Source organism: Flavobacterium sp. 103 (assembly GCF_003096795.1).
GTDB lineage: Bacteria > Bacteroidota > Bacteroidia > Flavobacteriales > Flavobacteriaceae > Flavobacterium.
In genome coordinates, this window is the sequence record NZ_QENX01000001.1 from 2,869,901 (window position 1) to 2,893,920 (window position 24,020).

Consider the following 24,020-nt stretch of genomic DNA (forward strand, 5'->3'; position numbering starts at 1 on the left):
ATCTGAATTCAAAATAAGAGATGAATCATAAATTAAAAACATTCTTGTTTAAATCACTGACTTTATTACCGAACAAAGTGGATGATTATTTTTACCATAAAATTCAAATGTTTTTTGATAAAACGACATTGGAAGATAGACTAAAAAGTGTAGAATCCACTTATTTAAGACTGAATGCTATTCTAGATAAATTAGAAATTGATTTAAAAGACAGAACTGTTTTTGAGTTTGGATCTGGTTGGTTTCCCGCTATGCCTTATTTTTTTAAATATAAGTTTAAGACAAGAAACGTAATGACCTTTGATATTAATGAACATTTTCAAAGAAAAACGGTTTTAGAATTGAATGCTATATTTTCAAAAAAGTATGATTGCAATATAAAAGATCAAGCAAACAATAAATATGGATTGCCAAAAGGGATAGAATATTTTCCAAATTATAATATAGTTACACAAGATATTCCCGTGGTGGATGTTGTCTTCTCTAGATATGTATTGTCTCATATGAAAGAAATTGATGTGATTGGGTTTCATAATAAAATAATAAATCAATTTAAAAAAGGAACTTATGTTATTCATTTTATTTCGCCAAGTGATTTGAGGCAACATAATGATAATACTATTTCGCAACAGGAATTTTTGAAATATAGTAAGCTGGAATGGGAAAATATACGCACTAAATTTGATTATCATAATCGATTACGATTGCCGCAATTTCTTGAAATTTTTAATACTTGTGGTTTTGAGTTAGTGCATTTGGAATATGAAAGTACAAAAGTGGGTTCAAAGCAGTATGATTTGTTTAAAAAAGTAAACTTGCACGAAGATTATATTAAATATAGTACTGAAGAATTAACTGCAGGAAATATTTTGGTTATTCTAAAAAGTTAGCAGTACTTAAAAAATGGATAAACTCTTTATGAAAAACTTACCGCAATTCTCCCTCATCATCTGCACCTATATGCGTCCTAAACCTTTGCTTCAATTGTTGCAATCGGTAAAGGAACAAACGTTATACCCCGATGAGATTCTGGTTATTGATGGATCTATCAATAATGAAACACAGCTTATTTTAAATGAAAATCATTTTGAGAATCTTCACTATTATCTAGTTCCAAAGGAGCATCGAGGTCTGACCAAACAACGCAATTTTGGGATTGCACGTGTTGGGTCAAATATGGGAGTGGTTTGTTTTGTGGATGATGACACCGTTTTGGAGAAGGATTATTTTGAGGAATTAATTAATACTTTCAGGCAAAATGCTATTATTACAGGAGTTGGTGGAGTTGCAATCAACGAAAATAAATGGGAGGAGATAGTAACAAATAAGGGGTACAATAAAAACAAGTATTTTTCTTTTGACGGTTTTATTTATAAAGAAGGGCTTCGCAATGTGGTTCGGAATTATTTGGGCTTGCAATCTAATCTAGGGCCTGGAAAAATGCCTAATTATTCTCATGGTAGGACTTGTGGCTTTCCGTTGAATAATAAAATTTATGAGGTCGATTTATTAATTGGGATGTCTATGGCATTTAGAAAAATAGTTGTCGATCAAATTCAATTTTCACCTTATTTTGAAGGCTACGGACTCTATGAAGATGCCGATTTTAGCGTTAGAGCTCTATCCTTTGGAAAAAATGTGATTAATACAAAAGTGCAATTATGTCATTTTCACAATCCTTCTGGTCGCCCTAATCAATACCAATATGGTAAAATGGTAGTTAGAAACGGTTGGTATGTGTGGCGGGTAAAAAATCCAAAACCGGTATTAAAAGACAAACTAAAGTGGCATTCCATAACTATTCTATTGACAATCATTCGATTTAGTAATATCTTTAACACAAAAAAAAGGGCCGCCGCTTTTACAGAAGCACTTGGTCGGACTGTTGGATGGTGGAGTTTGATTTTGAATAAACCAAAAACACAGCTTAATTTAAAATAAGATGGATCAATTCAATGCCTGTAAAATTTGTCACAATAGAATTGAATTAATAAATAGAAAGTTTAATTTGGGTCAATGTGTTAAATGCAAATTGATATTTTGTTTAACTGCATATTCTCAAGAACAATTTGTAACCGTTTATGATGAATTGTATAATAAAGAGAATAGTAAATATCAAAGGCATTCTAAAATTGAGTTTGATCAAATTGTACAAGAGCAAGTCATTAATATCGGTTTGAATCGTTCTAGATTGATAAAGAAAAACATTTTGAATACAAATTGTCAATCGGTACTTGAGATTGGGAGTGGAATAGGTTTGATTGGGGCTCACATACGGTTAAAAAATGAACAAATACTGTACACAGGAATTGAATTGGATGAAGAAGCATTTCGCAAATCACAACAATTAAAATTAAATACGATTAATGGTGATTTTAAAGAAATGGAAAAAATAAAAGGTCAGTTTGATGTAATAATGCTTTGGGAAGTTATTGAACATCTTCAAGATTTGAAATTGTTTCTTGATTTGGCGTATAAAAAACTAAATTATAATGGTAAAATAATACTCTCAACCCCCAATTACAATAAAATCCTGAATTATCCGGATAGAGAAAAAGACCAATTGTTTCAGGATGAACCTCCAATTCATCTCAATTTTTTCACAGCAGAAAACATAAAAAATATTTTTGAATTTCATCATTTTGTTAATTGTAAAATTATGGTTAAGAAATTTCCTTATGTAGAATTGAACAAGAAAAGATTTTATTTGAATTCCTTTAAAGCATTATTGAATAGCTATCAAGGATCAACCATTTATTTGGAAGCAATAAAAAAGTAAATTTTTTAAGGATGAAAACAATTATAATAGCCCATAATTTTTCCGAAATTTCATTTGCAGGTATGAGTTTTCATTTAGCACATCATCTGGCTGATATGGGAAATAGAGTTGTTTTTATTTCGCACAAGCCCTATTTTAGGATAAATCAAATAATCGAAAAGGGTACTGGTGAAATTATTGTTTGTTCATGGCCAACAGAAAACAGACCTACTTCGACAAAAGATTTAGTTTGGTTTTCTAAAATTCATTTAAAATATAAGCCGGATATAGTAATAGGACATTTTGTGGGCAGTAATATTTCAATTTTGGTTTCGAAGTTAATGTCTCTAGGAAAAGTTAAGACTTTTTGTTATTATCATACATTGTCTGACCAACTTTTGGCCGATAAAAAATATGGTTCAAAAAAGCAAAATCTATTGTTTTTAAGAAAAAAAATATTCTATAAATTATTTTGTGATGTAGTTATATGTCCTTCTGCAAAAGCAAAAAAAGATTTAAAAGCTTTTTTTTCAATTAAAAAAGGGAGTGTTGTGTTAAATCCTATCAACGACAGATTTGAAAATAAAATAAGAATATCTGATGAAAACATTGTTGTTTCATATCTGGGCAGGCTAGATTCTTCAAAAGGGGTTATAGATTTAATTAAAGCGTTCATAATTTATAGAAATGAATCAAAAGATTCTAAAATGATTTTAAACATTTCAGGAAGCGGTAGTCAAGAATCTGAAATAAAAGAATTGATAAGAAATAATGCTTCAATACATTATTTTGGAAGATTGTCTTATGAAAAAATTGACGAGTATTTAAATAAAAGCCATTTTGCAATAATTCCCTCAAAATGTGATAATTTACCAACAGTCGGTTTGGAATCAATGATGAATAACACACCATTGTTAATTTCGAATGAAACCGGTCTTACAAAATACTTAAAGGATGGTTACGAATGTTTTAAGTTCGATTCAGATGTTGATTCAATGGTTTCATTATTCAAAAAAGTTGAAAAAAATAGCGATAAACAGGAACAAATGGGCATGAATGCAAGGAATACTTTTTTATCTCTTTTTAGTATTGAAAATTATTGTAATGTTTTTTCCAAAATAATTTCATGAAATTTGCCATTATAACTCAAGTGTCGCATGTCTTTCAAAAGGGAAACTATTTTGCTTACGCACCTTATGTTCGCGAAATGAATGTTTGGTCAAAATATGTTGGTGAGTTTATTATTGTTGCACCCCTTCTTCGAGCTTCAAGTACGGCAATCGACATTCCATATAATCAAGAAAATATTAAGTTTTCCCAGATTGATAGTATTAATTTATTAGGTTTTAAATCCATTTTTAACGCAATTTTAAAAATTCCAAAAATAAGTTGGCAAATTTTTAAAGCCATGTGGAAAGCAGACCATATACATTTACGTTGCCCTGGAAATATTGGTTTGTTGGGTTGTTTGATTCAAGTTTTATTTCCCGGTAAGCCCAAAACGGCGAAGTATGCCGGTAATTGGGATCCTAAGGCCAAACAACCCTGGAGTTACCGTTTGCAAAAATGGATTTTGAGCAATACGTTTTTGACTAGAAATATGCAAGTTTTGGTTTATGGTGAATGGGAGGGTAGTACCAAAAATATAAAACCATTTTTTACCGCAACCTATTCCGAAGAAGATAAAATGCCGATTAAAGCATTGGATCTAAAAGAAAAAATAAATTTTGTTTTTGTCGGAGCATTGGCATCGGGTAAAAATCCGATGTATGCTATGCAATTGTTAGATATATTATATAAAAAGGGATATAATGTATCTTTAAATTTTTATGGTGAAGGTATAGAAAGGAAAAATTTAGAGAGTTATATTGCTTCTAATGGTTTAGAAAAGATTGTACAATTAAAAGGAAACCAAAGCCAAAAAGTTGTTACTGAAGCTTATCAAAACAGTCATTTTGTGATTTTACCTTCTCAAAGTGAAGGTTGGCCGAAAGCACTGGCCGAGGGAATGTTTTGGGGTTGTGTTCCAATCGCAACTCCTGTTTCTTGTGTGCCTTTTATGTTGGATTTTGGAGAAAGGGGAGTATTGCTGCAAATGACCCGAGAGCTTTGCTCGAACTGGCGTAGCAATTTGGAACAAGATGTTTGTAAAGTAGAAGAGCTTATAAATGATAAAGTGGATTATGACACTAAAAGAAGGAAAGCGTCGGATTGGTCACGGAAATACACACTTGAAGTTTTTGAATCAGCAATAAAAAAAATGCTTGAACAATGAGAATTATTCAAATAATCGATTCACTAGAAGCTGGTGGTGCAGAGCGTATGGCTGTTAATTATGCGAATACTTTGGTCGATGAAATTGATTTTTCAGGACTGGTTACTACTAGAAAAGAGGGTGCTTTGCGTAATCAAATCAATCTGAAAGTTTCCTATTTGTTTTTGAATAAAAAAAGGCAGCTTGATTTTGGAGCACTTTTCAGATTGCGATCTTTTGTTTTAAAAAATAAGGTAACTCATATTCACGCTCATAGTACTTCCTTTTTTTTAGCGGTTTTATTAAAATGTATTTGCCCTAACTTAAAAATCATTAGACATGATCATTATGGTAATAATGAGTTTTTAGCAACGAGACCTTATTTTGTTTTGAAGCAAACTGCATCTTTTTTTAATGGAGTTATTGCTGTAAACCAAAAACTTAAAAATTGGTCAGAAGTACAACTAAAAGCAAAAAATGTTATTTATTTGCCTAACTTTCCAACGAAAGAGATAGGTATTGAAGAACATACAATCCTAAAGGGAGCTGAGGGAAAGCGAATTGTGTCTTTGGCTAATTTAAGGGAGCAAAAAAATCATTTTTTACTGTTGGAAGTAGCACAAAAGCTAAAAAAAATCTATCCAGATTGGACTTTTCATTTGATTGGAAAAGACTTTGAAGACGACTATTCCAAACAAATTATAAAACGAATCAAGGAATATGATTTAGAAAGTAATGTATTCCTTTATGGTTCAAGGCAAGATGTGGAATACATACTCAATCAAGCACAAATTGCTGTTTTGACTTCAAAATCGGAGGGTTTGCCCGTAGCACTTTTAGAATATGGATTATATAAAAAAGCTGTTGTGGTTACTAATGTCGGTGAAATACCTCTAATAGTTCAGCATAAACAGAATGGCTTTATCGTAGATTCTGATGATCCGAATTCTTTTTATCAATCTGTAGTCGATTTGATTACTAATGAGACATTGCGTTCTGATTTTGGAAAGGCACTTTATGCCACGGTTCAAGCTAATTATACTGCTGAAAGTGTGATGAAAAAATATTTAAATTGGTTGCAAATAAATTAAAATGAAGAAAGAAGAATTGTCATATATTTATTTATTGCTATTTCATGCTTTTCTAGGAGGTTTGATATTTGTTTTGCCTTTTATTTCAAAAATATACACTTTAGTGATATTTGTTTTCGGTATTTATTATATTGTAAAAAACAGGAATAAAAATAATGAAGCTCTTGTTATATCAGCCTATGTAATAAGCGTTGAGGTTCTTTTGAGAATGACAGATGGGATGTTATTAAATGAGTTTGGAAAATACTCAATTTTGATTTTTATGTTTCTCGGAATGATTTATTCTGGATTTTCAAATAAAGCTCTTATATATTGGTTGTTCTTAGTTCTACTGATTCCAGGGATTATTTTATCTGCTATTACCTTAAATTTTGAAACAGATATTCGAAAGGCTATTGCATTTAATATTTCTGGACCTGTTTGTTTGGGAATTTCTTCCATATATTGTTACCAAAGAAAAATCACCTTTGATCGATTAAAAGGAGTGATTACAGCATTCTCGTTGCCTTTGGTTGCAATAGTTGTTTACTTGTATTTGTACACTCCCAGTGTGAGGGATGTGGTTACAGGAACGCAATCCAGTTTTGAAACATCAGGTGGATTTGGGCCCAATCAAGTATCAACTATACTAGGCTTAGGGATTTTTGTTTTTTTTGTCCAATTGTTATTGAATTCTAAAAGCAGAATCTTACAATCGATAAATGCTGGATTTGTTTTGGTTTTTGCTTTTAGAGGAATAGTAACTTTTTCAAGAGGAGGTGTATTGACGGCAGTTGTGATGATTTTTCTACTTTTGATAGTAATGTATTTTCAGGCTAATTTTAATACGAAACCTAAAATAGGATTGATTATTATACTGTCTTTTCTGGCTGGATTGGGAGTTTGGGGATACAGTTCCATACAAACTGGTGGATTGATTAATAAACGCTATGCGAATCAAGATGCCAGAGGAAGAGAGAAAAAAAGTCAATTGTCTGGAAGAGAAACTCTTATAGCTTCTGAATTGCAAATGTTTATGGATAATCCTATTTTAGGGGTGGGTGTTGGAAGAAATAAAGAAATTCGGGAAAAGGAAACTGGAATTGTAGCGGCTTCCCATAATGAAATTACCAGAATGTTGGCGGAACACGGTTCTCTTGGTCTGATTGATTTAATGCTTTTATTTTTTACTCCATTGTTCTTATTTGTAAACAATCGCCAAAATATATTTGCACTCTCCTTTTTAGTTTTTTGGCTGTTGACCATCAATCATGCCGCTATGCGACTTGCTGCTCCTGCTTTTGTTTATGCACTTTCATTGTTAAAAGTTTATACTGTTGAGAAAACTACTGTACATAGGTAATAACTTATCCAAGCATGGTGTTACCCCAACTACCATCGAAATTCTTGGTCCGCTTTTGGAGCAAGAAGGTTTTACCGTATCATATAGTTCTTCTTTGAAAAATAAGGTCTTACGATTCATAGCTATGGTATGGAGTGTGTTTCAATGTAGAAATGCAGATTATGTACTGATAGACACTTATAGTACGACTAATTTTTGGTATGCACTTGCCACTTCTCAGTTGTGTCGATTTTTGAGACTAAAATACATTCCAATTTTACACGGAGGGAATTTAGCTTTTAGATTGAAGAATAACCCGAAAATTAGCCAAATGATTTTCAAATATTCTTTCCAGAATGTGTCACCTTCTCTTTTTTTAATAAAACACTTCAGAGCAGAAGGTTATGAAAATGTTATATACATTCCGAATGCTATTGAACTCGAAAACTATCCTTTTTTGGAACGAGAAAAAGCGAAACCCAATTTATTGTGGGTGCGTTCTTTTGCAAAAATATATAATCCCATGATGGCAGTTGAAGTATTTGCTGCCATAAAAAAGAAATATCCTGAAGCAACGCTTTGCATGGTTGGTCCTGAAAAAGATGAGAGTTTATTAGACGCCAAACTGAAAGCCAAAGATTTAAAATTGGATATACTTTTTATGGGAAAATTATCCAAACAGGATTGGATAAATAAATCCAAGGAATACGATATTTTCATAAATACAACCCATTTTGACAACATGCCTGTGAGTTTGATTGAAGCAATGTCCTTGGGTTTAGCCGTTGTTTCTACCAATGTTGGTGGTATTCCATTTTTGGTTCAGAATAAAAAAGAGGGTTTGTTAATACCAGATAATGATGTCGACAAAATGGTTATGGAAATAGACAGATTAATTAAAGAAAATGATTTGTTTGGTGAAATTACTGCTAATGCAAGGAGGAAGTCAGAAGAGTTTGATTGGCAGATTATTAAGCTTAAGTGGGTCACTATTTTAAAATAAAGAGGGTTTAATTTTTATATAATAAGTAACTTGCAACGTAATCCAATTTTGAAATCAATGGATAATCAAAAAAGTATACACTTCGAAATTTCCGAGCGTAAAATTCTTTTACGGGTTTTTGATGTGGTTTTTGTATTATTTGGTTTGTATTTTGTAGGTCTTGTTTTTAGCTTCAATTATTTTAAATTTTCTACTATTGTTATCTATTGGGCTATTGTTTTGGCCCTTTATATTAATATGTTTGGAGCTATTTTTGAAATGTATAATCTTCAAGTAGCCAGTAATCACTTTCAAGTGTTACGAAGCACAATTCTAACGACTTCCACTACAGTAATATTTTATTTATTGACTCCTGTTTTTTCACCACAATTGCCCAAAAATCGTTGGCAATTATTGGTTTTTTATATAACTGTCTTTGTGTCACTCTATACATGGAGAATGATTTATGTTCGGTTTTTAGCATCCAACAGATTTGTTCAAAATGCAGTTTTGATATGTGATAGTGAGCAGGTGCAAGAACTTGTCCTGGGATTGGAGAGTGTCGATCCCCATTATAAAATAATTGGATATGTAAATTCCGATTATCATTCAAAAAATAAATTTGAATATCAGTATGTAAAACACATAAAAAGTGAAGATTTATATTTATTTGTTGTTGAAAATGGGATATCGGAAATAGTGATAGCTTCTCAACAAACGGACGGAATTACGGCAGATTTATACCAACAATTACTTCGTTTACTAGAATCGGGCAAGAGTATTAGAGAATATACGCATGTATATGAAAGTAAAACACAACGTATTCCGGTTCAATATATTTCGCGGGATTTCTATCGTTTTTTTCCTTTCAGCCGCAGTAATCAGAATAAATTATACTTGTATTTTATCAGAATATTTGAGGTTGTTTTTTCATTGATCGGTTTAGGAATCGGTTTGGTTTTAGTTCCTTTTATATTGATATGCAATGTTTTTTGGAACAATGGAAAATTATTTTATACCCAAAAAAGAGTTGGAAAAGACGGTGTTGTTTTTAAAATTATTAAATTCCGCACAATGGTGAAAAACGCCGAAAAATCAGGAGCTGTTTTTGCCAAACTCAATGATTCCCGGATTACTAAGTTTGGAAAATTTTTGAGAAAAACCAGAATAGATGAGTTTCCTCAGTTTATTAATATTCTTAAAGGAGATATGGCGGTGATTGGTCCAAGACCAGAACGGCCGGTATTTGTGAAAGAAATTGCTCAGATGATGCCATTTTACGAAACGCGCCATATTATTAAACCAGGTCTTACGGGTTGGGCTCAAGTTAATTATTCCTATGGTGAAAATCTAGAAGATAGCTTGATAAAATTACAGTATGATTTGTATTATATCAAACACCGCAGTATTTATCTTGATTTGAGTATTGCTTTCAAAACTATTTCAACGGTTTTATTTTATAGGGGGCAGTAGTTTAAATAATTATAGGAATTCGCTTTTTGTGTTTAATAGCCAATCGAGTTAGAACAACCAAATTGGTTATTAGTATTGGTGAAACAATAAATAAGTGAACTTTTGTGATGATGAAAAAGAAGTATACAATCAGCAAAAGAATATTGAAAACAGCAAGTTTGTAAGTCCATTTGGCGTTTCTTGTACTCCAAAAATACAATACCACAAAAAGGATAGGATTAAATAATAGGATGTTGTAATTGTATCCCAATTCCTGATGGGAAGAATAAAATCCTAAAAACACAAATAGCAAACCCAATAAAGCTATAATCACTAGATAAATATAATCAATTCTTTTCTTGTTTATCAAAATTACAAATCCTAAAAGTAAAAGATAGCTATAGCAGTTATTCCACCACGAGCTTGGAATTTCCTCTTCAAAATCAATCAATGTTTTATTCTCTTTGCATAAAGGATGATTTTGATACTGAATAAGTTTTAAACTTTTTTGAAGCTCAAACGGTAAAAATATTTTAGTCCCCATTTGATCTACTTTTGTTCCAAAAACAATACTCGTTCCTAGTTTTTCATAAAAATGATTATCGAAATAAGGAAATAAAATGGATCTGTAAGTTTGATCAGTATCTGTTTTTTTTGTTATTACTTTCCCATTTAATGTCTTATTGATGACATCCACAACCTTAGAAGTACAATTATTGTCAATGAATTTATATTGGTATAAGCGTTCCTCAGACAATAGTGATTGGGATAGATTGTCAAATAATTTTTGTTTAAGCGCAAGTGGAATATCTAAATCTTGTTCATAAACATCCCTTTTTTCATAATTGTATTGATTGATAAAATCAACATAACGATTGTTTACTATAAAATAATTTAAATCCCCCTTGGTAAACTTCATTACAAAGTTGGGTGTGTCAAAGTCAAAAGCACCATAGTTATACACCACATCCAGATTGTTGTCAATGTCGCTAACTCTTATGGCGGTGTGACCAAATAAAGAATAGGATTCATTACCAGTGCCACAAGTAAGCACGCTGACATGTGCGTTTTTAGATAATGAAATATCTTGGCAGTATGAGCTATAAACAGAACCCAATAAAAGAATACAAACGGATATTTTTTTTAATAAGGTAGCTTTCATTTTGATAAATTTTTTCAACAAATTAAGATGTAATTTTTTCAACATTCAAAGTTAACCTCTAAAAAGGGATAAATCAATTTTTAGAGAAAATACATTAGAATACAAAGCTGTACTTTGATTGCCCAATGAGGTTAATGCATAATCAATAGCGATTCCTTTGTATTTGAATCCCAAACCAATATTGGGTTGAAATCCTATTTTTTCGCCATTATCTAATTGTGTTACGTGCTGGAAATTACCAAGGCCTGCTCTCAAAAAGGCCAGATTAGTATAACCGAATTCCAAACCAATGGCTGGATCGATACTCACAAAGCTACTTGAAATTAAATCGTTGGTCTGGGTAAATTGCATATTCATATTGGCAGTAGCCAAAAGACTGTAATCTTCATGAAAAAGAATTTTTTTGGCCACTCCCAGTTGAGCTTTAGGGAGTGTAATTTCAGTGCTTTCAGGCATTTCTTGATTCTGTCCCGGAATGGCATCAGCTATTTTTTGATAAGCTTCTTCGTTGATGTTCCAAATATTGTATGTAGTGGTGATGTCACGAAGCATTAACCCAAATTGCCAATCATTCTTTTCAAATTGCAATCCAAAATCAAAACCAAATCCCCAAGAAGTTGCAAAATCTCCAATAATTCTGCGTATAATTTTAGCATTTACTCCATATTGAAATCCTTCGATTGGTAATTTTACGGCATACGAAAAAGTAAAACCATAGTCGGCCGTTGAAAAAAGCTTAATTCGGTTGTAATCTATGTTGCCTTCATTGTCTATTAAATCGGTCGTGTTCAAAATATCATCTACACCAAAACGAATCAATGAAATTCCCCAAGCCGTTCGGTCATCAATAGGACTGGCATAGGCAGCATAATCATATTTGGCAATATTGGCGAAGTAATTGGAATGCATCAAAGAGATTTGATTGTCTTCTAGATGAAGCAGTCCTGCAGGGTTCCAATAGGTTGAATTAACATCAGAAGTAGAAGCAACTACAGCGTTTGACATTCCTAAAGCTGCTGCATCTACACCTATATTCATAAACTCATTCGAATATTTTCGAACAGTTTGACTACAGATTGTGTGCACAATAAAAAGGAAGAAAATGAGCTGTATTTTTTTCAAAAGATATTATTTGGAGACTGAATGAGTTTTTAATTTTTACCAAAAATAAAGTTTTTTGATGATGTAGCTACTTCAATTCAATGAATTAATAATTTTTGTTAGCAAGCAACTAAAATCTCTTAATAAAACAAGTATCACTTTCACTTATTGTATTAAATTTGTCGAGCTTATAATTCAATTTAAAAACCATGAACATCAAAAAACACATTCCGAATACAATTACTTTATTAAATCTTTTTTGTGGCTGTATCGCTGTGGTATTTGTAAGTAAAGACCAATTTGAAATGGCATTCTTTTTTGTTTGCCTCGGAATTTTTTTAGATTTTTTTGATGGTTTTTTTGCCCGTTTGTTTAAAGTATCAGGTCCTTTGGGTTTACAATTGGATTCTTTGGCGGATATGGTGACAAGCGGTGTTGTTCCTGGATTTGTGATGTTTAAAATGATTCAAAGTAGCTCAGTTTATATGAGCGAGGGATACCTTCAGTTTTTCCCTTATTTAGGGTTTATCATTACTTTGGGCTCGTGTTTTCGTTTGGCAAAATTCAATATTGATACTCGTCAAACCGATTCGTTTATAGGTTTGCCAACTCCAGCGAATGCTCTTTTTATATTGAGTCTTCCTTTGGTTAAGGAATATTATTCCGGAGAATCATTGATGGTACTTGAAATTTTGACAGAGAAATGGGTTTTACTTTTGATATCCTTGTTTAGTGCTTATATTTTGAATGCAGAAATTCCTTTATTTTCCTTAAAAATAAAAAAGTTTAATTTCAAGGACAATGCACTTCAGGTAATTTTTCTGATCAGTTCCCTTTTGTTTCTGGTTTTTCTAGACTATTTAGCTATCCCATTGGTGATTATTTTCTATGTTTTACTTTCGGTGATTAATAATAAGTTTCTGAAAAAGTAATTTTTTTGGATGAAAAAAAACAGCAGAACTGTGCCAAGGCGTAAACCAAGAAAGAAAAGAACCGGTTTTTCAGGAAGGTGGATTGATTTCTTTTTTATTGGGATTGCGATTCTTTTTATTTTTTCAATAGCCTATCATTACCGCTCCGGCATTATTAATTACTTAGGCTTTAAATCACATTATAATAGCGGTACAAATGTTTTTTCTGAAGCTCGAAATTTAAAAGTTTTGGAAAAAAATGAAGGAAAAACTATTGGTTTGGATGTTTCCGAATATCAAGGGAAAATCCGTTGGTCTTATGTTGATACCATTGAAGAAAAATATCCTTTGCGCTATGTTTTTATTCGGGCAACTGTTGGAAAGGACAGAGTAGATAATCAGTTTAAAAGAAATTGGCTTGGCGCCAAAGAAAATAAAATGATACGAGGCGCTTATCATTATTATCGTCCAAATGAAAATTCTCTTGAGCAAGCAGAACTTTTTATTAAAACCGTTAAACTAAAAAAAGGAGATCTTCCCCCCGTTTTGGATATTGAAAAACTACCAAAAGAACAGTCTATTGAGCGATTAAAAATAGGGTTAAGGCGTTGGCTGAAAGCTGTTGAATTGCATTATGGAGTTAGGCCCATAATTTATACGGGTGAGAAATATTATGACGATTTCCTGAAAGAGGAGTTTAGCGATTATCTTTTTTGGATAGCCAACTATAACTTTTATCGAGAAGAAATTCAAGAAGATTGGCTCTTTTGGCAATTTACCGAGAAAGCCACCGTTCCGGGTATCGACTGTAATGTTGATGTTAATATTTACAATGGGGATTTACAACAGTTGCAATATATTACTGTGGAGTAGTGTTCAGGTTTCAGGTTTCAGGTCTCAGGTTTCAGTTTTTGAGTGATCAGTTATTGGTTTGTAAAAAAAATAATTGTTTTATTAATTTTATGACTTGATCACTTTTTTAAAACGTTGTTATCCATAGATTAATTCTTTGTTTTCTTCAATGGATCGAATTAAATAGGAGTTTTTTAAGGTTTGTTCTTCTACTAAATCAATATCTCTGTGGAGTAAATTTTTTAGTTTACTTTTTAAATCAGTATAATTTAAAAAGTATAATTTAAAAAGTATAATTTAAAAAGTATAATTTAAAAAGTATAATTTAAAAAGTATAATTTAAAAAGTATAATTTAAGGTCAAAAGGTCTGAATTTTACTAAAAAAATCAATGTCGCTTTTTTCATTAAAAGAAGAAGTTGTTGCAGAACCAAAAAAATATAATTTTTCTACATTATGTGTCTCACATAAATTTTTAATTATTTCTTTATTTTGGTTTATTAATTGCATAAATCAAATGTGCAATATTATTTGATTGTTTCGTGATTTTGAATATGTTGAAAAAACAGCTGTATTGGTGTGTTTTTGTCGAGTAAACTTATTGTTTTTTAGTTTTTAGAAGAAAACAAAACCATTAAAATGAACAGTATGAATGTAAGACAGACCCATTTTGCTTTCTTATTGGCAAAATTGATAGTTATCCCCATCCATTCTGTTTTTTTGGGAACAAAAAGGCGATTGTCTTCTTTGTTATAATAAATGCCGCCCCATTTCCATTTATTAGGGTCTTTTTTCCATTTCTCCCACGTTTCTTTATCAGGATCATTATCTTTCCAATCGTCATTTTTTTTCTTTGGAATCATGGCAAAATCATTTATTGAAAAGATAAAAATATTAAAACTCCAGCTTCTTCTTTCTCAATTCGAAATTTTGACCTAGATATACACGACGCACCATTTCGTCTTCAACCAATTCTTCAGGGATCCCCGCTTTTAGGATACCTCCTTCAAACATAAGATAAGTTTTATCGGTAATAGCCAACGTTTCTTGTACGTTGTGGTCAGTTATTAAGATTCCGATATTTTTATTTTTCAATTGAGCAACAATTCTCTGAATGTCTTCTACGGCAACAGGATCTACACCCGCAAAAGGTTCGTCAAGTAAGATAAATTTTGGATCTGTAGCCAAACAACGAGCAATTTCGGTACGACGACGTTCTCCTCCTGAGAGTAAATCTCCACGATTGGTACGAATGTGTTCCAAACTAAACTCGGCAATTAAACTTTCCATTTTAGCTTCCTGTTGTTCTTTGGAAAGTTTGGTCAATTGCAGTACACTCAAGATATTGTCTTCGATGCTTAATTTTCTAAAAACAGAAGCTTCCTGTGCCAAATATCCAATTCCATGTTGGGCTCTTTTGTACATTGGATAATCGGTAATATTCAAATCGTCAAGATAAATATTTCCTGAATTTGGTTTTACCAATCCTACAATCATATAAAATGAAGTCGTTTTTCCAGCACCATTAGGTCCCAAAAGACCAACGATTTCACCTTGGTTTACTTCTACCGAAATGCCTTTTACAACACTTCTTCCTTTGTAGGTTTTTATTAAATTCTCTGCTCTTAATTTCATTTTTTTTAAGTTGCTAAGTAGCATAGTTACTGAGTAACTAAGTTTTTATTGTTGCAAAGAAACGAATTTCGTCTATTTGGTTTTTGATTTTAACTTCAATTTTGGTTTTTAATCTTGCCAACTAGAATTCGAAAAATGACGAACTGCTATCTGATTTCTGACAGCTGCAACCTATTTTTGTTCCTCCAATGCTTCCCAGAACTCATATGCTCTACGTAAATGAGGGACTACGATTGTACCTCCTACAAGAGTTGCAATTCCCATAGCTTCCATCATTTCTTCTTTGGTTACACCTTCTTTGTAACTTGTCTCCAAGTGGTATTTTACGCAATCATCACAACGTAAAACGGTTGAAGCTACTAATCCTAAAAGCTCTTTGGTTTTTACATCTAGCGCTCCAGCAGCATAAGCATTGGTATCTAGATTAAAAATACGTTTTACTATTTTATTATTGTCTGCCAATAATTTTTCGTTCATTTTAGATCGGTATTCATTGAATTCCTGTACGATATCAGACATTTTCTTTCTTTTTATTTAATGTTACAATTTTTGAAATCAAAATACTTACTTCATAAATAATCAGCATTGGGATAGCAACAATGGTTTGACTCACCACATCTGGAGGAGTAACAATTGCGGCAACAATTAAGATTATTACAACGGCATACTTCCAATATTTTCTTAAAAATTCTGGAGTTACCAGACCTAATTTGGTTAGAAAATAAATAATTATAGGAAGTTCAAAGAACAATCCACTAGCCAAAATACTGGTTTTTACCATTCCAATATAAGAGTCCAACGTAAATTGGTTTTTTACCATGTCACTTACTGAAAAAGTGGCCACAAAATTCACGGACATTGGGATGACAACATAATACCCAAATAGGACTCCTAAAAAGAAAAGCAGTGAAGACGTAAATATAAATACTCTAGCATTTTTCTTTTCTTTTTCATACAAAGCAGGGCTGATAAATTTCCAAACTTCCCATAAAATATAGGGGAAACTCAAAATGAAACCCGCCAGGATACACATCCAGACAAAAATATTCACCTGTCCTTCCATTTCAGTGTTTTGAATGATAAAAGGCATTTCGGTTATACAAATGCTATCGGCAAAACCCAATTGATGTGATAATTCACAAAAATAGCGGTAGGTAAAAAAGGTAGCTCTTGTTGGACCAAATATAATGGTGTCAAACAAGTAATCACTGATAAAATAAGTTACACATGCCATGATAATCACAGCTGTTGTACTTCTGACTAAAAGCCATCTTAACTCTTCAAGATGGTCTAAAAAGGACATTTCGCCTAGGTTTTTCTTTGCCATTATACGATTCCTTCTTTTAAAATGTCATGTAAATGCAATACGCCTTTGTATTCTCCATTATCAACAACGATTAATTGTGTGATAGAGAAATCTTCCATTATGTTAAAGGCATCCACTACCATATCTGTGGATTGTACTGTTTTTGGGTTTTTGGTCATAATATCTTTAGCTGTCAATTCAGCAAAAGTATCTCTGTCATTTAGCATTCTTCGAATATCTCCGTCGGTAATTATTCCGATTACTTTGTTGTTTTCTACTACGGCTGTTACTCCTAAACGTTTTTCTGAAATTTCAAAAATTGCTTTTTTAATTGGAGTCTCAGGACCAACTTCTGGTTTCAGTGTGTGTTCAAGCATGTCTTTCACGCGAAGCAATAATTTTTTGCCTAAAGCACCACCTGGATGGTAAACTGCAAAATCTTCGGCTTTAAAATCTCTCATTTCCATTAAGCATACTACAATCGCATCTCCCATTACTAATTGTGCTGTTGTGCTATTGGTTGGGGCAAGATTCAATGGGCAAGATTCAGAATCAACGGTTGTATTTAAAACATAATGTGAACCTTTGGCCAAAAAGGATGTCATATTTCCGGTCATTCCAATTAATTTATTACCAAAACGAGTCAAAAGTGGTACCAATGATTTAATTTCTGGGCTGTTACCGCTTTTTGAAATGCAAATGATAACATCGTCTTTTTGAATCATCCCTAAATCCCCATGAATGGCTTCGGAAGCATGCAAGAATAAAGAGGGCGTCCCGGTTGAATTGAATGAGGCCACCATTTTTTGAGCAATAATAGCGCTTTTACCAATTCCTGTTACGACCAATCTTCCTTTGGAGTTGTAGATACACTGTACCGCTTCCGCAAAAGTTTCGTCAATGAAATCAATTAATTTTGCAATAGATTGGCTTTCGGATTCAATAGTTTTCTTGGCATTGGCCAGTATATTTTCCTTTGTAATCAAAACTGAGAATTTTAAATTTGTATGTGTAAAAGAAAGTTGTATCTTTATGTTCCGCAAATTTATATAAAATACCACATATTAAAGAATGAATTCAAACGAAATTGACATACACAAAGAATTAAAGAAATATTTTGGCTTTAGCCAATTCAAAGGCCTGCAAGAAAAAGTAATAACGACTTTGCTTAATAAACAAAATACATTTGTTATTATGCCAACTGGAGGAGGCAAATCACTATGTTATCAATTGCCTGCTTTAGTCCAAGATGGTACTGCGATTGTTGTCTCTCCTTTGATAGCATTAATGAAAAATCAAGTAGATGCTATTAGAAGTCTTTCTTCCGAAAATGGAATTGCCCATGTTTTAAATTCCTCACTTACCAAAACTGAAATTGCTCAAGTAAAATCCGATATTTCAGCGGGTATAACTAAATTGTTATATGTAGCTCCTGAATCCTTAACAAAAGAAGAATATGTTGCCTTTCTTCAAACTGTGCCTATCTCATTTGTAGCAATTGATGAAGCGCATTGTATTTCAGAATGGGGACACGATTTTAGACCAGAATATCGAAATCTAAAAAATATCATTAAGCAGTTGGGAGAAGTTCCTATTATTGGACTTACTGCTACGGCTACTCCAAAAGTGCAGGAAGATATTTTGAAGAATTTGGAAATGGCCAACGCCACAACATTTAAGGCTTCATTTAATAGACCCAATTTATTTTATGAAGTTCGTACAAAAACAAAAAATATTGAATCGGATATTATTCGGTTTATAAAGCAACATAAGGGGAAGTCAGGAATTATTTACTGTTTGAGTCGTAAAAAGGTCGAGTCAATCGCTGAAGTTTTACAGGTAAACGGAATCAGCGCCGTCCCATATCATGCAGGTTTAGATGCCAAAACACGCGCCAAACATCAGGATATGTTTTTGATGGAAGATGTAGAAGTCGTTGTGGCGACGATTGCTTTCGGAATGGGAATCGATAAGCCCGATGTGCGTTTTGTGATTCATCACGATATACCAAAATCATTAGAAAGTTATTATCAAGAAACAGGGAGAGCCGGTCGAGACGGTGGCGAGGGACATTGTCTAGCCTATTACTCTTATAAAGATGTTGAGAAATTAGAAAAATTTCTGTCTGGAAAACCGGTTGCCGAGCAAGAAATAGGCTTTGCTTTATTACATGAAGTTGTTGCTTACGCCGAAACGTCTATGTCCAGACGTAAATTCTTATTGCACTATTTTGGTGAAGAATTTGACAGTGAAACCGGTGAAGGTGCCGATATGGATGACAATGTTCGAAATCCAAAAACAAAAGTGGAAGCTAAAGACGAAGTGCTTAAACTGTTGGAAGTTGTCAAGAAAACCAAACACATATACAAATCAAAAGAGATTGTCTTTACGTTAATTGGTCGTGTGAACGCCGTTATCAATGCCCATAAAACAGATTCTCAGTCCTTTTTTGGATCAGGTTCCAATCATGACGAGAAATTTTGGATGGCATTATTGCGACAAGTACTTGTTGCAGGTTTATTGTCTAAAGATATAGAAACCTATGGTATTATAGAGATTACTAAGGAAGGATTGGCTTTCATGAAAAATCCAGAATCTTTTATGATGTCCGAAGATCATGAATACAATGAGTCTGAAGATGAAGCCATAGTAACCGCCGCAAAATCATCTGGTACAGCAGATGAATTACTAATGTCGATGTTGCGTGAATTGCGTAAAAAAGTGGCCAAAAAACTAGGAGTTCCTCCATTTGTGGTTTTTCAAGATCCTTCTCTAGAAGATATGGCTTTGAAATATCCAATTTCTCAAGCTGAGTTGATTAATATTCATGGAGTTGGAGAAGGAAAAGCAAAAAAATACGGCAAAGAATTCATTGAGTTAATAAACCGATATGTAGAGGAGAACGATATTATTCGTCCGGATGATTTGGTTGTAAAATCTACTGGAGTTAACTCCATCAATAAATTATATATTATTCAAAACATTGACAGAAAGTTAGCGTTGACTGATATCGCTTCCGCAAAGGGGTTAAAAATGGACGATTTGATTAAAGAAATGGAACAAATTGTTTATTCTGGAACCAAATTGAATATTAAATATTGGATTGACGAAATGCTGGATGACGATCAACAAGAAGAGATTCATGAGTATTTTATGGAATCAGAATCCGATAGTATAGAGAAAGCACTGAAGGAATTTGATGGTGACTATGATTTGGATGAGTTACGTTTAATGCGAATAAAATTCATTAGCGAAGTAGCTAATTAGTCTTAAAGTTATAAAGTCAAAAGTCTTAAAGTCCCGAGTTTACACTAAAACTTTCGACTTTAAGACTTTTGACTTTCGGCATATATTTCCCCACGGTGCGGTTTCAATGCATCGCGTACTTGAATCATATTTTCGTCGGTTACTACCATATAGGCTACCGCATACATTTCATCCAAGATTTGAAATCCAGTAATGTTTATTGGTAATTTCTCAATGGTGATGTATTCTTTCAGATGAATTTCGTGGTGTTCGGCTGTTTTTGCTGAGGCAGGACCACGGAAATCCCAAATAAGCTTTATTTTTCTGGACATTATTTTATAGGTGCAAAGTTTCAAAGAAACAAAGGTACAAAGTCTATTTTGAAAATGGATTTTATATTAAAGAACTAATTTCATTTCAAAATGTTATTTTTGCATGTTCTTTTCATATGATGATATTTATTATTTTTTATTTGTCATATGTAATTCGCATATCTGCATTGGTATTTGCTACCATTTAACGGTTATGCTCATTTCATAAAAAGAAAAGCTAATAGAATAAATAAGATACAATGCCAAGAGAACTTTTACTTCAAGTAACACCAGAAATAGCTTCAAACGAAATGTTGTTGCGCGATTATTTGTCCAAACAAATAAAAGTTTCGGCAAATGAGATTCAGCATGTTGCTATTTTGAAACGATCCATTGATGCGCGCCAAAAAGCAATCAAAATCAATTTGAAAGTTTCAATTTATTTGAAAGGAGAACCTTTTCAAGAACATAAAATAGAACTTCCCGATTACAAAAATGTATCAACAGCACAAGAAGTTATTGTTGTTGGAGCAGGTCCAGCAGGACTTTTTGCCGCTTTGCAATTAATAGAATTGGGTTTGAAACCAATAGTTATCGAACGCGGAAAAGACGTTCGTGGCCGTCGTCGTGATTTGAAAGCAATAAATAGAGACCATATTGTTGACGAGGATTCCAATTATTGTTTTGGTGAAGGAGGAGCAGGAACCTATTCGGACGGGAAATTATATACCCGTTCCAAAAAAAGAGGAGATGTTACTCGAATATTAGAATTACTTGTTGCTTTTGGTGCTACAGGAGATATATTGGTAGATGCCCATCCGCATATTGGGACGAACAAATTACCTCAAATTATACAAGATATTAGAGAGAAAATCATCGAATGTGGCGGGCAAGTTTTGTTCGAGACTCGTTTGACCGATATTTTGATAAAAAACAATGAAGTTCAAGGAATTGTAACCCAAAATGGAGATACGATTTTGGCCAATAAATTAATTTTGGCGACAGGACATTCTGCTCGTGACATATTTGAATTGTTGGATAAAAAGAAAGTGCTTATTGAAGCTAAACCTTTTGCATTGGGCGTAAGAGCTGAGCATCCACAATCGTTGATTGACAGTATTCAGTACAGTTGTGATTATCGAGGCGAACATTTGCCACCTGCACCTTACTCAATTGTGAAGCAAGTGAATGGTCGCGGAATGTATTCGTTTTGTATGTGCCCGGGAGGAGTAATTGCGCCTTGTGCCACTAGTCCAGGAGAAGTAGTGACTAATGGTTGGTCACCTTCCAAACGAGATCAGGCAACAGCCAATTCTGGAATTGTGATTGAATTGAAATTGGAAGATTTCAAACCTTTTGCAAAATTTGGAGCTTTGGCAGGAATGGAATTTCAAAAAAGTATCGAACAAAAAGCATGGCATTTGGCTGGTGGCTCGAGCTTTAGCGAACAGGCGAAGCAAACTCAAAAAGTCCCAGCACAAAGAATGGTCGATTTTACTCAGAATAAAGTTTCTTCGAGTATTCCGAAAACCTCTTATGTTCCAGGAACCACTTCGGTAGAAATGGGACAGGTTTTTCCGGGTTTTTTATCCCAAATATTAAGAGAAGGATTTACTGAATTCGGAAAATCAATGAGAGGATATTTGACAAACGAAGCCATTTTGCATGCGCCAGAATCCAGAACTTCCTCACCAGTTCGTGTTCCTAGAGATGGTATTTCCTATGAGCATTTGCAAATAAAAGGATTGTATCCTTGCGGAGAGGGAGCAGGTTATGCAGGTGGAATTATTTCTGCCGCCATCGATGGAGAAAAATGTGCTTTGAAAATTGCTGAGGCGTTGAAAAATTAAAGCTTCTTATATAGGCACGCCTAAGTAAATTTTATGAGAATCCGTGAACCAAACCAATAAAACTGGCCACAGTTTAAAAAGATTTACACAGATTTCTTTAATAATGCGTTTAAAATCTGTGAGAATCTTTTTAATCAGTGGCTAAAAAAATATTTGGTCCACTTTGAGGGCAGTCATAATAAATTTTTTAAGGAATCAAGATTATTTTTCCAGTACTTTTTCGGCTTTCCAGGTAATCGTGGGCTAATTTCCCTTCGGATAGCTTGAAGATTGTGGGTGCTGCAATAGTTATATCGCCATTGGCAATCCAATCAAATAATTGATGGGCTCTTTTGATACGTTCTTCTTTAGAAATCAAATAGCTCCATAAATCGCCACCAGTCAATGTTTTGGAGGTATCCATCAACATTCGCGGGTTTACCAATTCAGGATCTCCTCCTGCCATTCCAAAGAAAACTACTTGTCCGCACATTTTGGTTACCTCAAAACTATCGGTCAAAGTACTGCCAATACTATCGTAAACGACATCCACGCCATTTGGGCAAAAATCGAATACTTGTTTTTTCCAATCTTCAGAATATAGAAAAACAGTGTCGGCTCCATTTTGTTTTGAAACTTCAGCTTTATCAGAAGAAGAAGTTAATCCAATAACTCTGGCGCCTAAAAGTTTGCTGATTTGCGTCAAGAATTGTCCGACTCCTCCAGCCGAAGCATGAACTAATACGGTTTCTCCTTTTTGGGTTTTGTGACTATCGGTTGCCAAATAATGAGCGGTCAAACCCTGTAATAAAATGGTCGCTGCTATTTCGAAAGAGATACTCTCTGGCAACGGAATTACATGCTCAAGGGGAACGGCTACCAACTCGGCATTGGCAAAAGGAACATCGGCAAAAGCCACTCGGTCACCAATTTTGAAATCAGAATTTCCATTGGTATCCACAACAATTCCGGCTCCTTCGTAACCCGCAATAAATGGTGGGTTTCCTTTGAGATGGTAATTTCCTTTGCGTCTGTACACATCAGCAAAGTTGAGGCCGATTGCTTTCATTTCGACCAATATTTCCCCTGATTTTAATATTGGCGAAGGGATTTCTATATATTTAAGTACATCGGAATTTCCGAATGTAGAGAAGGTAAGTGCTTTCATTGTTTGTTTTTTTAGCCTGCAAAGAAAGCTAAATTTTAGGATTTAATGAAAGTTAGGAATGCGAAAAGAGAGGTTAATGGTCATAGCTTATCATTCTAGAAATTTTCCATTGGTTATCTACTTTTTTCCAGATTGCAAGAAATTTAAATGTACCTATTTCCTCTTTTCCGTTTTCCATGTGTCGGAATTGATGAGTGGCAATTTCTATAGCTCCAAAATCTTTTATAGGATGTACCTCAAGACTGCCTTTTACTAATTGTCGAGTCAATTTGTTTTCGTTTTTAAACATTTTTTCAAAATTGGAAAAAACGGTTTCATAAGAAAGTAACCCTCCATTATCTTGATACCATTCCAAATCTTCGGTAAACAAAGGTTTGAATTTTGCCATATCTTTTGCATTAAATGCGTCAAAAAGATTGGTGTCCATTGTTGCAATTTCATTATACAATTCTTGCGAAGTTGGAGCCACTTTTTTTTCTTGGGCTTGAGCAAAATTTTGACCTATAATCAATAGAAATAACAAATAAAATGGTTGAAATTTGAATGCTTTTTTTCTCATCGTTTTAAATATTAAGAAATAAGTTGTTGAAATTTAGATTTGTATTGTTTTTAAAGATAGGAAAAGAATATTAGATTTTAATA

24 protein-coding genes are annotated in these 24,020 nt (G+C 33.2%); 13 read left to right on the forward strand and 11 right to left on the reverse strand.

Annotated elements, in window-relative coordinates:
* The first annotated feature begins 20 nt into the window (after positions 1-20).
* The 9 genes from C8C85_RS11915 (at position 21) to C8C85_RS11955 (ending at position 9,879) form a co-directional block, all read left to right on the forward strand.
* Positions 21-890, forward strand: a complete 870-nt coding sequence (locus C8C85_RS11915) for a hypothetical protein (protein ID WP_116797260.1) — start codon at positions 21-23, stop codon at positions 888-890.
* Between the two features lie 13 nt (positions 891-903).
* Entirely contained in the window at positions 904-1,941 is a 1,038-nt protein-coding gene (locus C8C85_RS11920) for a glycosyltransferase family 2 protein (RefSeq protein WP_243412104.1), read from the forward strand.
* Between the two features lie 91 nt (positions 1,942-2,032).
* On the forward strand, positions 2,033-2,779 hold the full coding sequence (locus C8C85_RS11925; protein WP_165818118.1) for a class I SAM-dependent methyltransferase: 747 nt from the start codon (positions 2,033-2,035) through the stop codon (positions 2,777-2,779).
* Between the two features lie 11 nt (positions 2,780-2,790).
* The gene (locus tag C8C85_RS11930; protein WP_116797262.1) at positions 2,791-3,888 is read left to right on the forward strand and encodes a glycosyltransferase family 4 protein; all 1,098 of its coding nucleotides are present in this window, start codon (positions 2,791-2,793) and stop codon (positions 3,886-3,888) included.
* A complete protein-coding gene (locus tag C8C85_RS11935; protein ID WP_116797263.1) occupies positions 3,885-5,033 on the forward strand; it encodes a glycosyltransferase in 1,149 nt (382 codons plus the stop codon). The genes C8C85_RS11930 and C8C85_RS11935 overlap by 4 nt, the downstream gene beginning before the upstream one ends.
* The gene (locus C8C85_RS11940; protein WP_116797264.1) at positions 5,030-6,103 is read left to right on the forward strand and encodes a glycosyltransferase family 4 protein; all 1,074 of its coding nucleotides are present in this window, start codon (positions 5,030-5,032) and stop codon (positions 6,101-6,103) included. The genes C8C85_RS11935 and C8C85_RS11940 overlap by 4 nt, the downstream gene beginning before the upstream one ends.
* Before the next feature lies 1 nt (position 6,104).
* Positions 6,105-7,445: an O-antigen ligase family protein gene (locus C8C85_RS11945; protein ID WP_116797265.1), complete on the forward strand. Its 1,341-nt coding sequence runs from the start codon at positions 6,105-6,107 to the stop codon at positions 7,443-7,445.
* On the forward strand, positions 7,420-8,427 hold the full coding sequence (locus C8C85_RS11950) for a glycosyltransferase family 4 protein (protein WP_116797266.1): 1,008 nt from the start codon (positions 7,420-7,422) through the stop codon (positions 8,425-8,427). The genes C8C85_RS11945 and C8C85_RS11950 overlap by 26 nt, the downstream gene beginning before the upstream one ends.
* Positions 8,428-8,484: 57 nt before the next feature.
* Positions 8,485-9,879 carry an exopolysaccharide biosynthesis polyprenyl glycosylphosphotransferase gene (locus C8C85_RS11955; protein WP_116797267.1) on the forward strand — a complete coding sequence of 465 codons (1,395 nt, stop codon included), beginning with the start codon at positions 8,485-8,487 and terminating at the stop codon, positions 9,877-9,879.
* A gap of 1 nt (position 9,880) precedes the next feature.
* On the opposite strand, the gene C8C85_RS11960 is transcribed toward C8C85_RS11955, so the two are convergent.
* Together C8C85_RS11960 and C8C85_RS11965 are read right to left on the reverse strand one after the other, a co-directional pair.
* On the reverse strand, positions 9,881-11,020 hold the full coding sequence (locus C8C85_RS11960) for a DUF4105 domain-containing protein (RefSeq protein ID WP_116798472.1): 1,140 nt from the start codon (positions 11,018-11,020) through the stop codon (positions 9,881-9,883).
* A gap of 51 nt (positions 11,021-11,071) precedes the next feature.
* Positions 11,072-12,058, reverse strand: coding sequence for a PorV/PorQ family protein (locus C8C85_RS11965; protein WP_116797268.1), 987 nt, complete (start codon positions 12,056-12,058; stop codon positions 11,072-11,074).
* Between the two features lie 272 nt (positions 12,059-12,330).
* Here C8C85_RS11965 and C8C85_RS11970 point away from each other — a divergent pair, with 272 nt between their 5' ends.
* The gene (locus tag C8C85_RS11970) at positions 12,331-13,053 is read left to right on the forward strand and encodes a CDP-alcohol phosphatidyltransferase family protein (RefSeq protein WP_116797269.1); all 723 of its coding nucleotides are present in this window, start codon (positions 12,331-12,333) and stop codon (positions 13,051-13,053) included.
* Between the two features lie 9 nt (positions 13,054-13,062).
* Positions 13,063-13,905: a glycoside hydrolase family 25 protein gene (locus C8C85_RS11975; RefSeq protein ID WP_116797270.1), complete on the forward strand. Its 843-nt coding sequence runs from the start codon at positions 13,063-13,065 to the stop codon at positions 13,903-13,905.
* 338 nt (positions 13,906-14,243) lie between these two features.
* Here the strand turns inward: C8C85_RS11975 and C8C85_RS18565 are convergent, their stop codons facing one another.
* The 6 genes from C8C85_RS18565 to C8C85_RS12005 form a co-directional block, all read right to left on the reverse strand.
* Complete coding sequence (locus tag C8C85_RS18565) at positions 14,244-14,393, reverse strand: nucleotidyltransferase family protein (RefSeq protein WP_243412105.1); 150 nt, start codon at positions 14,391-14,393, stop codon at positions 14,244-14,246.
* A 98-nt stretch (positions 14,394-14,491) separates the two neighbouring features.
* On the reverse strand, positions 14,492-14,746 hold the full coding sequence (locus C8C85_RS11985; protein ID WP_116797271.1) for a DUF5808 domain-containing protein: 255 nt from the start codon (positions 14,744-14,746) through the stop codon (positions 14,492-14,494).
* 31 nt (positions 14,747-14,777) lie between these two features.
* Positions 14,778-15,518 (reverse strand): LPS export ABC transporter ATP-binding protein, encoded by a 741-nt coding sequence (lptB, locus tag C8C85_RS11990; protein ID WP_111410938.1) that lies wholly within the window; start codon positions 15,516-15,518, stop codon positions 14,778-14,780.
* A 171-nt stretch (positions 15,519-15,689) separates the two neighbouring features.
* Positions 15,690-16,037, reverse strand: coding sequence for a carboxymuconolactone decarboxylase family protein (locus tag C8C85_RS11995; protein ID WP_116797272.1), 348 nt, complete (start codon positions 16,035-16,037; stop codon positions 15,690-15,692).
* Positions 16,030-16,845, reverse strand: a complete 816-nt coding sequence (gene tatC, locus C8C85_RS12000) for a twin-arginine translocase subunit TatC (protein WP_116797273.1) — start codon at positions 16,843-16,845, stop codon at positions 16,030-16,032. Before tatC ends, C8C85_RS11995 begins: the two co-directional genes overlap by 8 nt.
* Entirely contained in the window at positions 16,845-17,810 is a 966-nt protein-coding gene (locus tag C8C85_RS12005) for an SIS domain-containing protein (protein WP_077373949.1), read from the reverse strand. The genes tatC and C8C85_RS12005 overlap by 1 nt, the downstream gene beginning before the upstream one ends.
* Positions 17,811-17,895: 85 nt before the next feature.
* Here C8C85_RS12005 and recQ point away from each other — a divergent pair, with 85 nt between their 5' ends.
* Positions 17,896-20,091 carry a DNA helicase RecQ gene (recQ, locus tag C8C85_RS12010; RefSeq protein WP_116797274.1) on the forward strand — a complete coding sequence of 732 codons (2,196 nt, stop codon included), beginning with the start codon at positions 17,896-17,898 and terminating at the stop codon, positions 20,089-20,091.
* Between the two features lie 59 nt (positions 20,092-20,150).
* Here the strand turns inward: recQ and C8C85_RS12015 are convergent, their stop codons facing one another.
* Positions 20,151-20,402 carry a hypothetical protein gene (locus C8C85_RS12015; RefSeq protein ID WP_116797275.1) on the reverse strand — a complete coding sequence of 84 codons (252 nt, stop codon included), beginning with the start codon at positions 20,400-20,402 and terminating at the stop codon, positions 20,151-20,153.
* A gap of 239 nt (positions 20,403-20,641) precedes the next feature.
* Between C8C85_RS12015 and C8C85_RS12020 the strand changes: the two genes are divergently transcribed.
* On the forward strand, positions 20,642-22,231 hold the full coding sequence (locus C8C85_RS12020; RefSeq protein ID WP_116797276.1) for an NAD(P)/FAD-dependent oxidoreductase: 1,590 nt from the start codon (positions 20,642-20,644) through the stop codon (positions 22,229-22,231).
* Between the two features lie 187 nt (positions 22,232-22,418).
* On the opposite strand, the gene C8C85_RS12025 is transcribed toward C8C85_RS12020, so the two are convergent.
* Positions 22,419-23,378, reverse strand: coding sequence for a quinone oxidoreductase family protein (locus C8C85_RS12025; protein ID WP_116797277.1), 960 nt, complete (start codon positions 23,376-23,378; stop codon positions 22,419-22,421).
* 73 nt (positions 23,379-23,451) lie between these two features.
* The gene (locus C8C85_RS12030) at positions 23,452-23,937 is read right to left on the reverse strand and encodes a nuclear transport factor 2 family protein (RefSeq protein ID WP_116797278.1); all 486 of its coding nucleotides are present in this window, start codon (positions 23,935-23,937) and stop codon (positions 23,452-23,454) included.
* Positions 23,938-24,020: the final 83 nt, after the last annotated feature.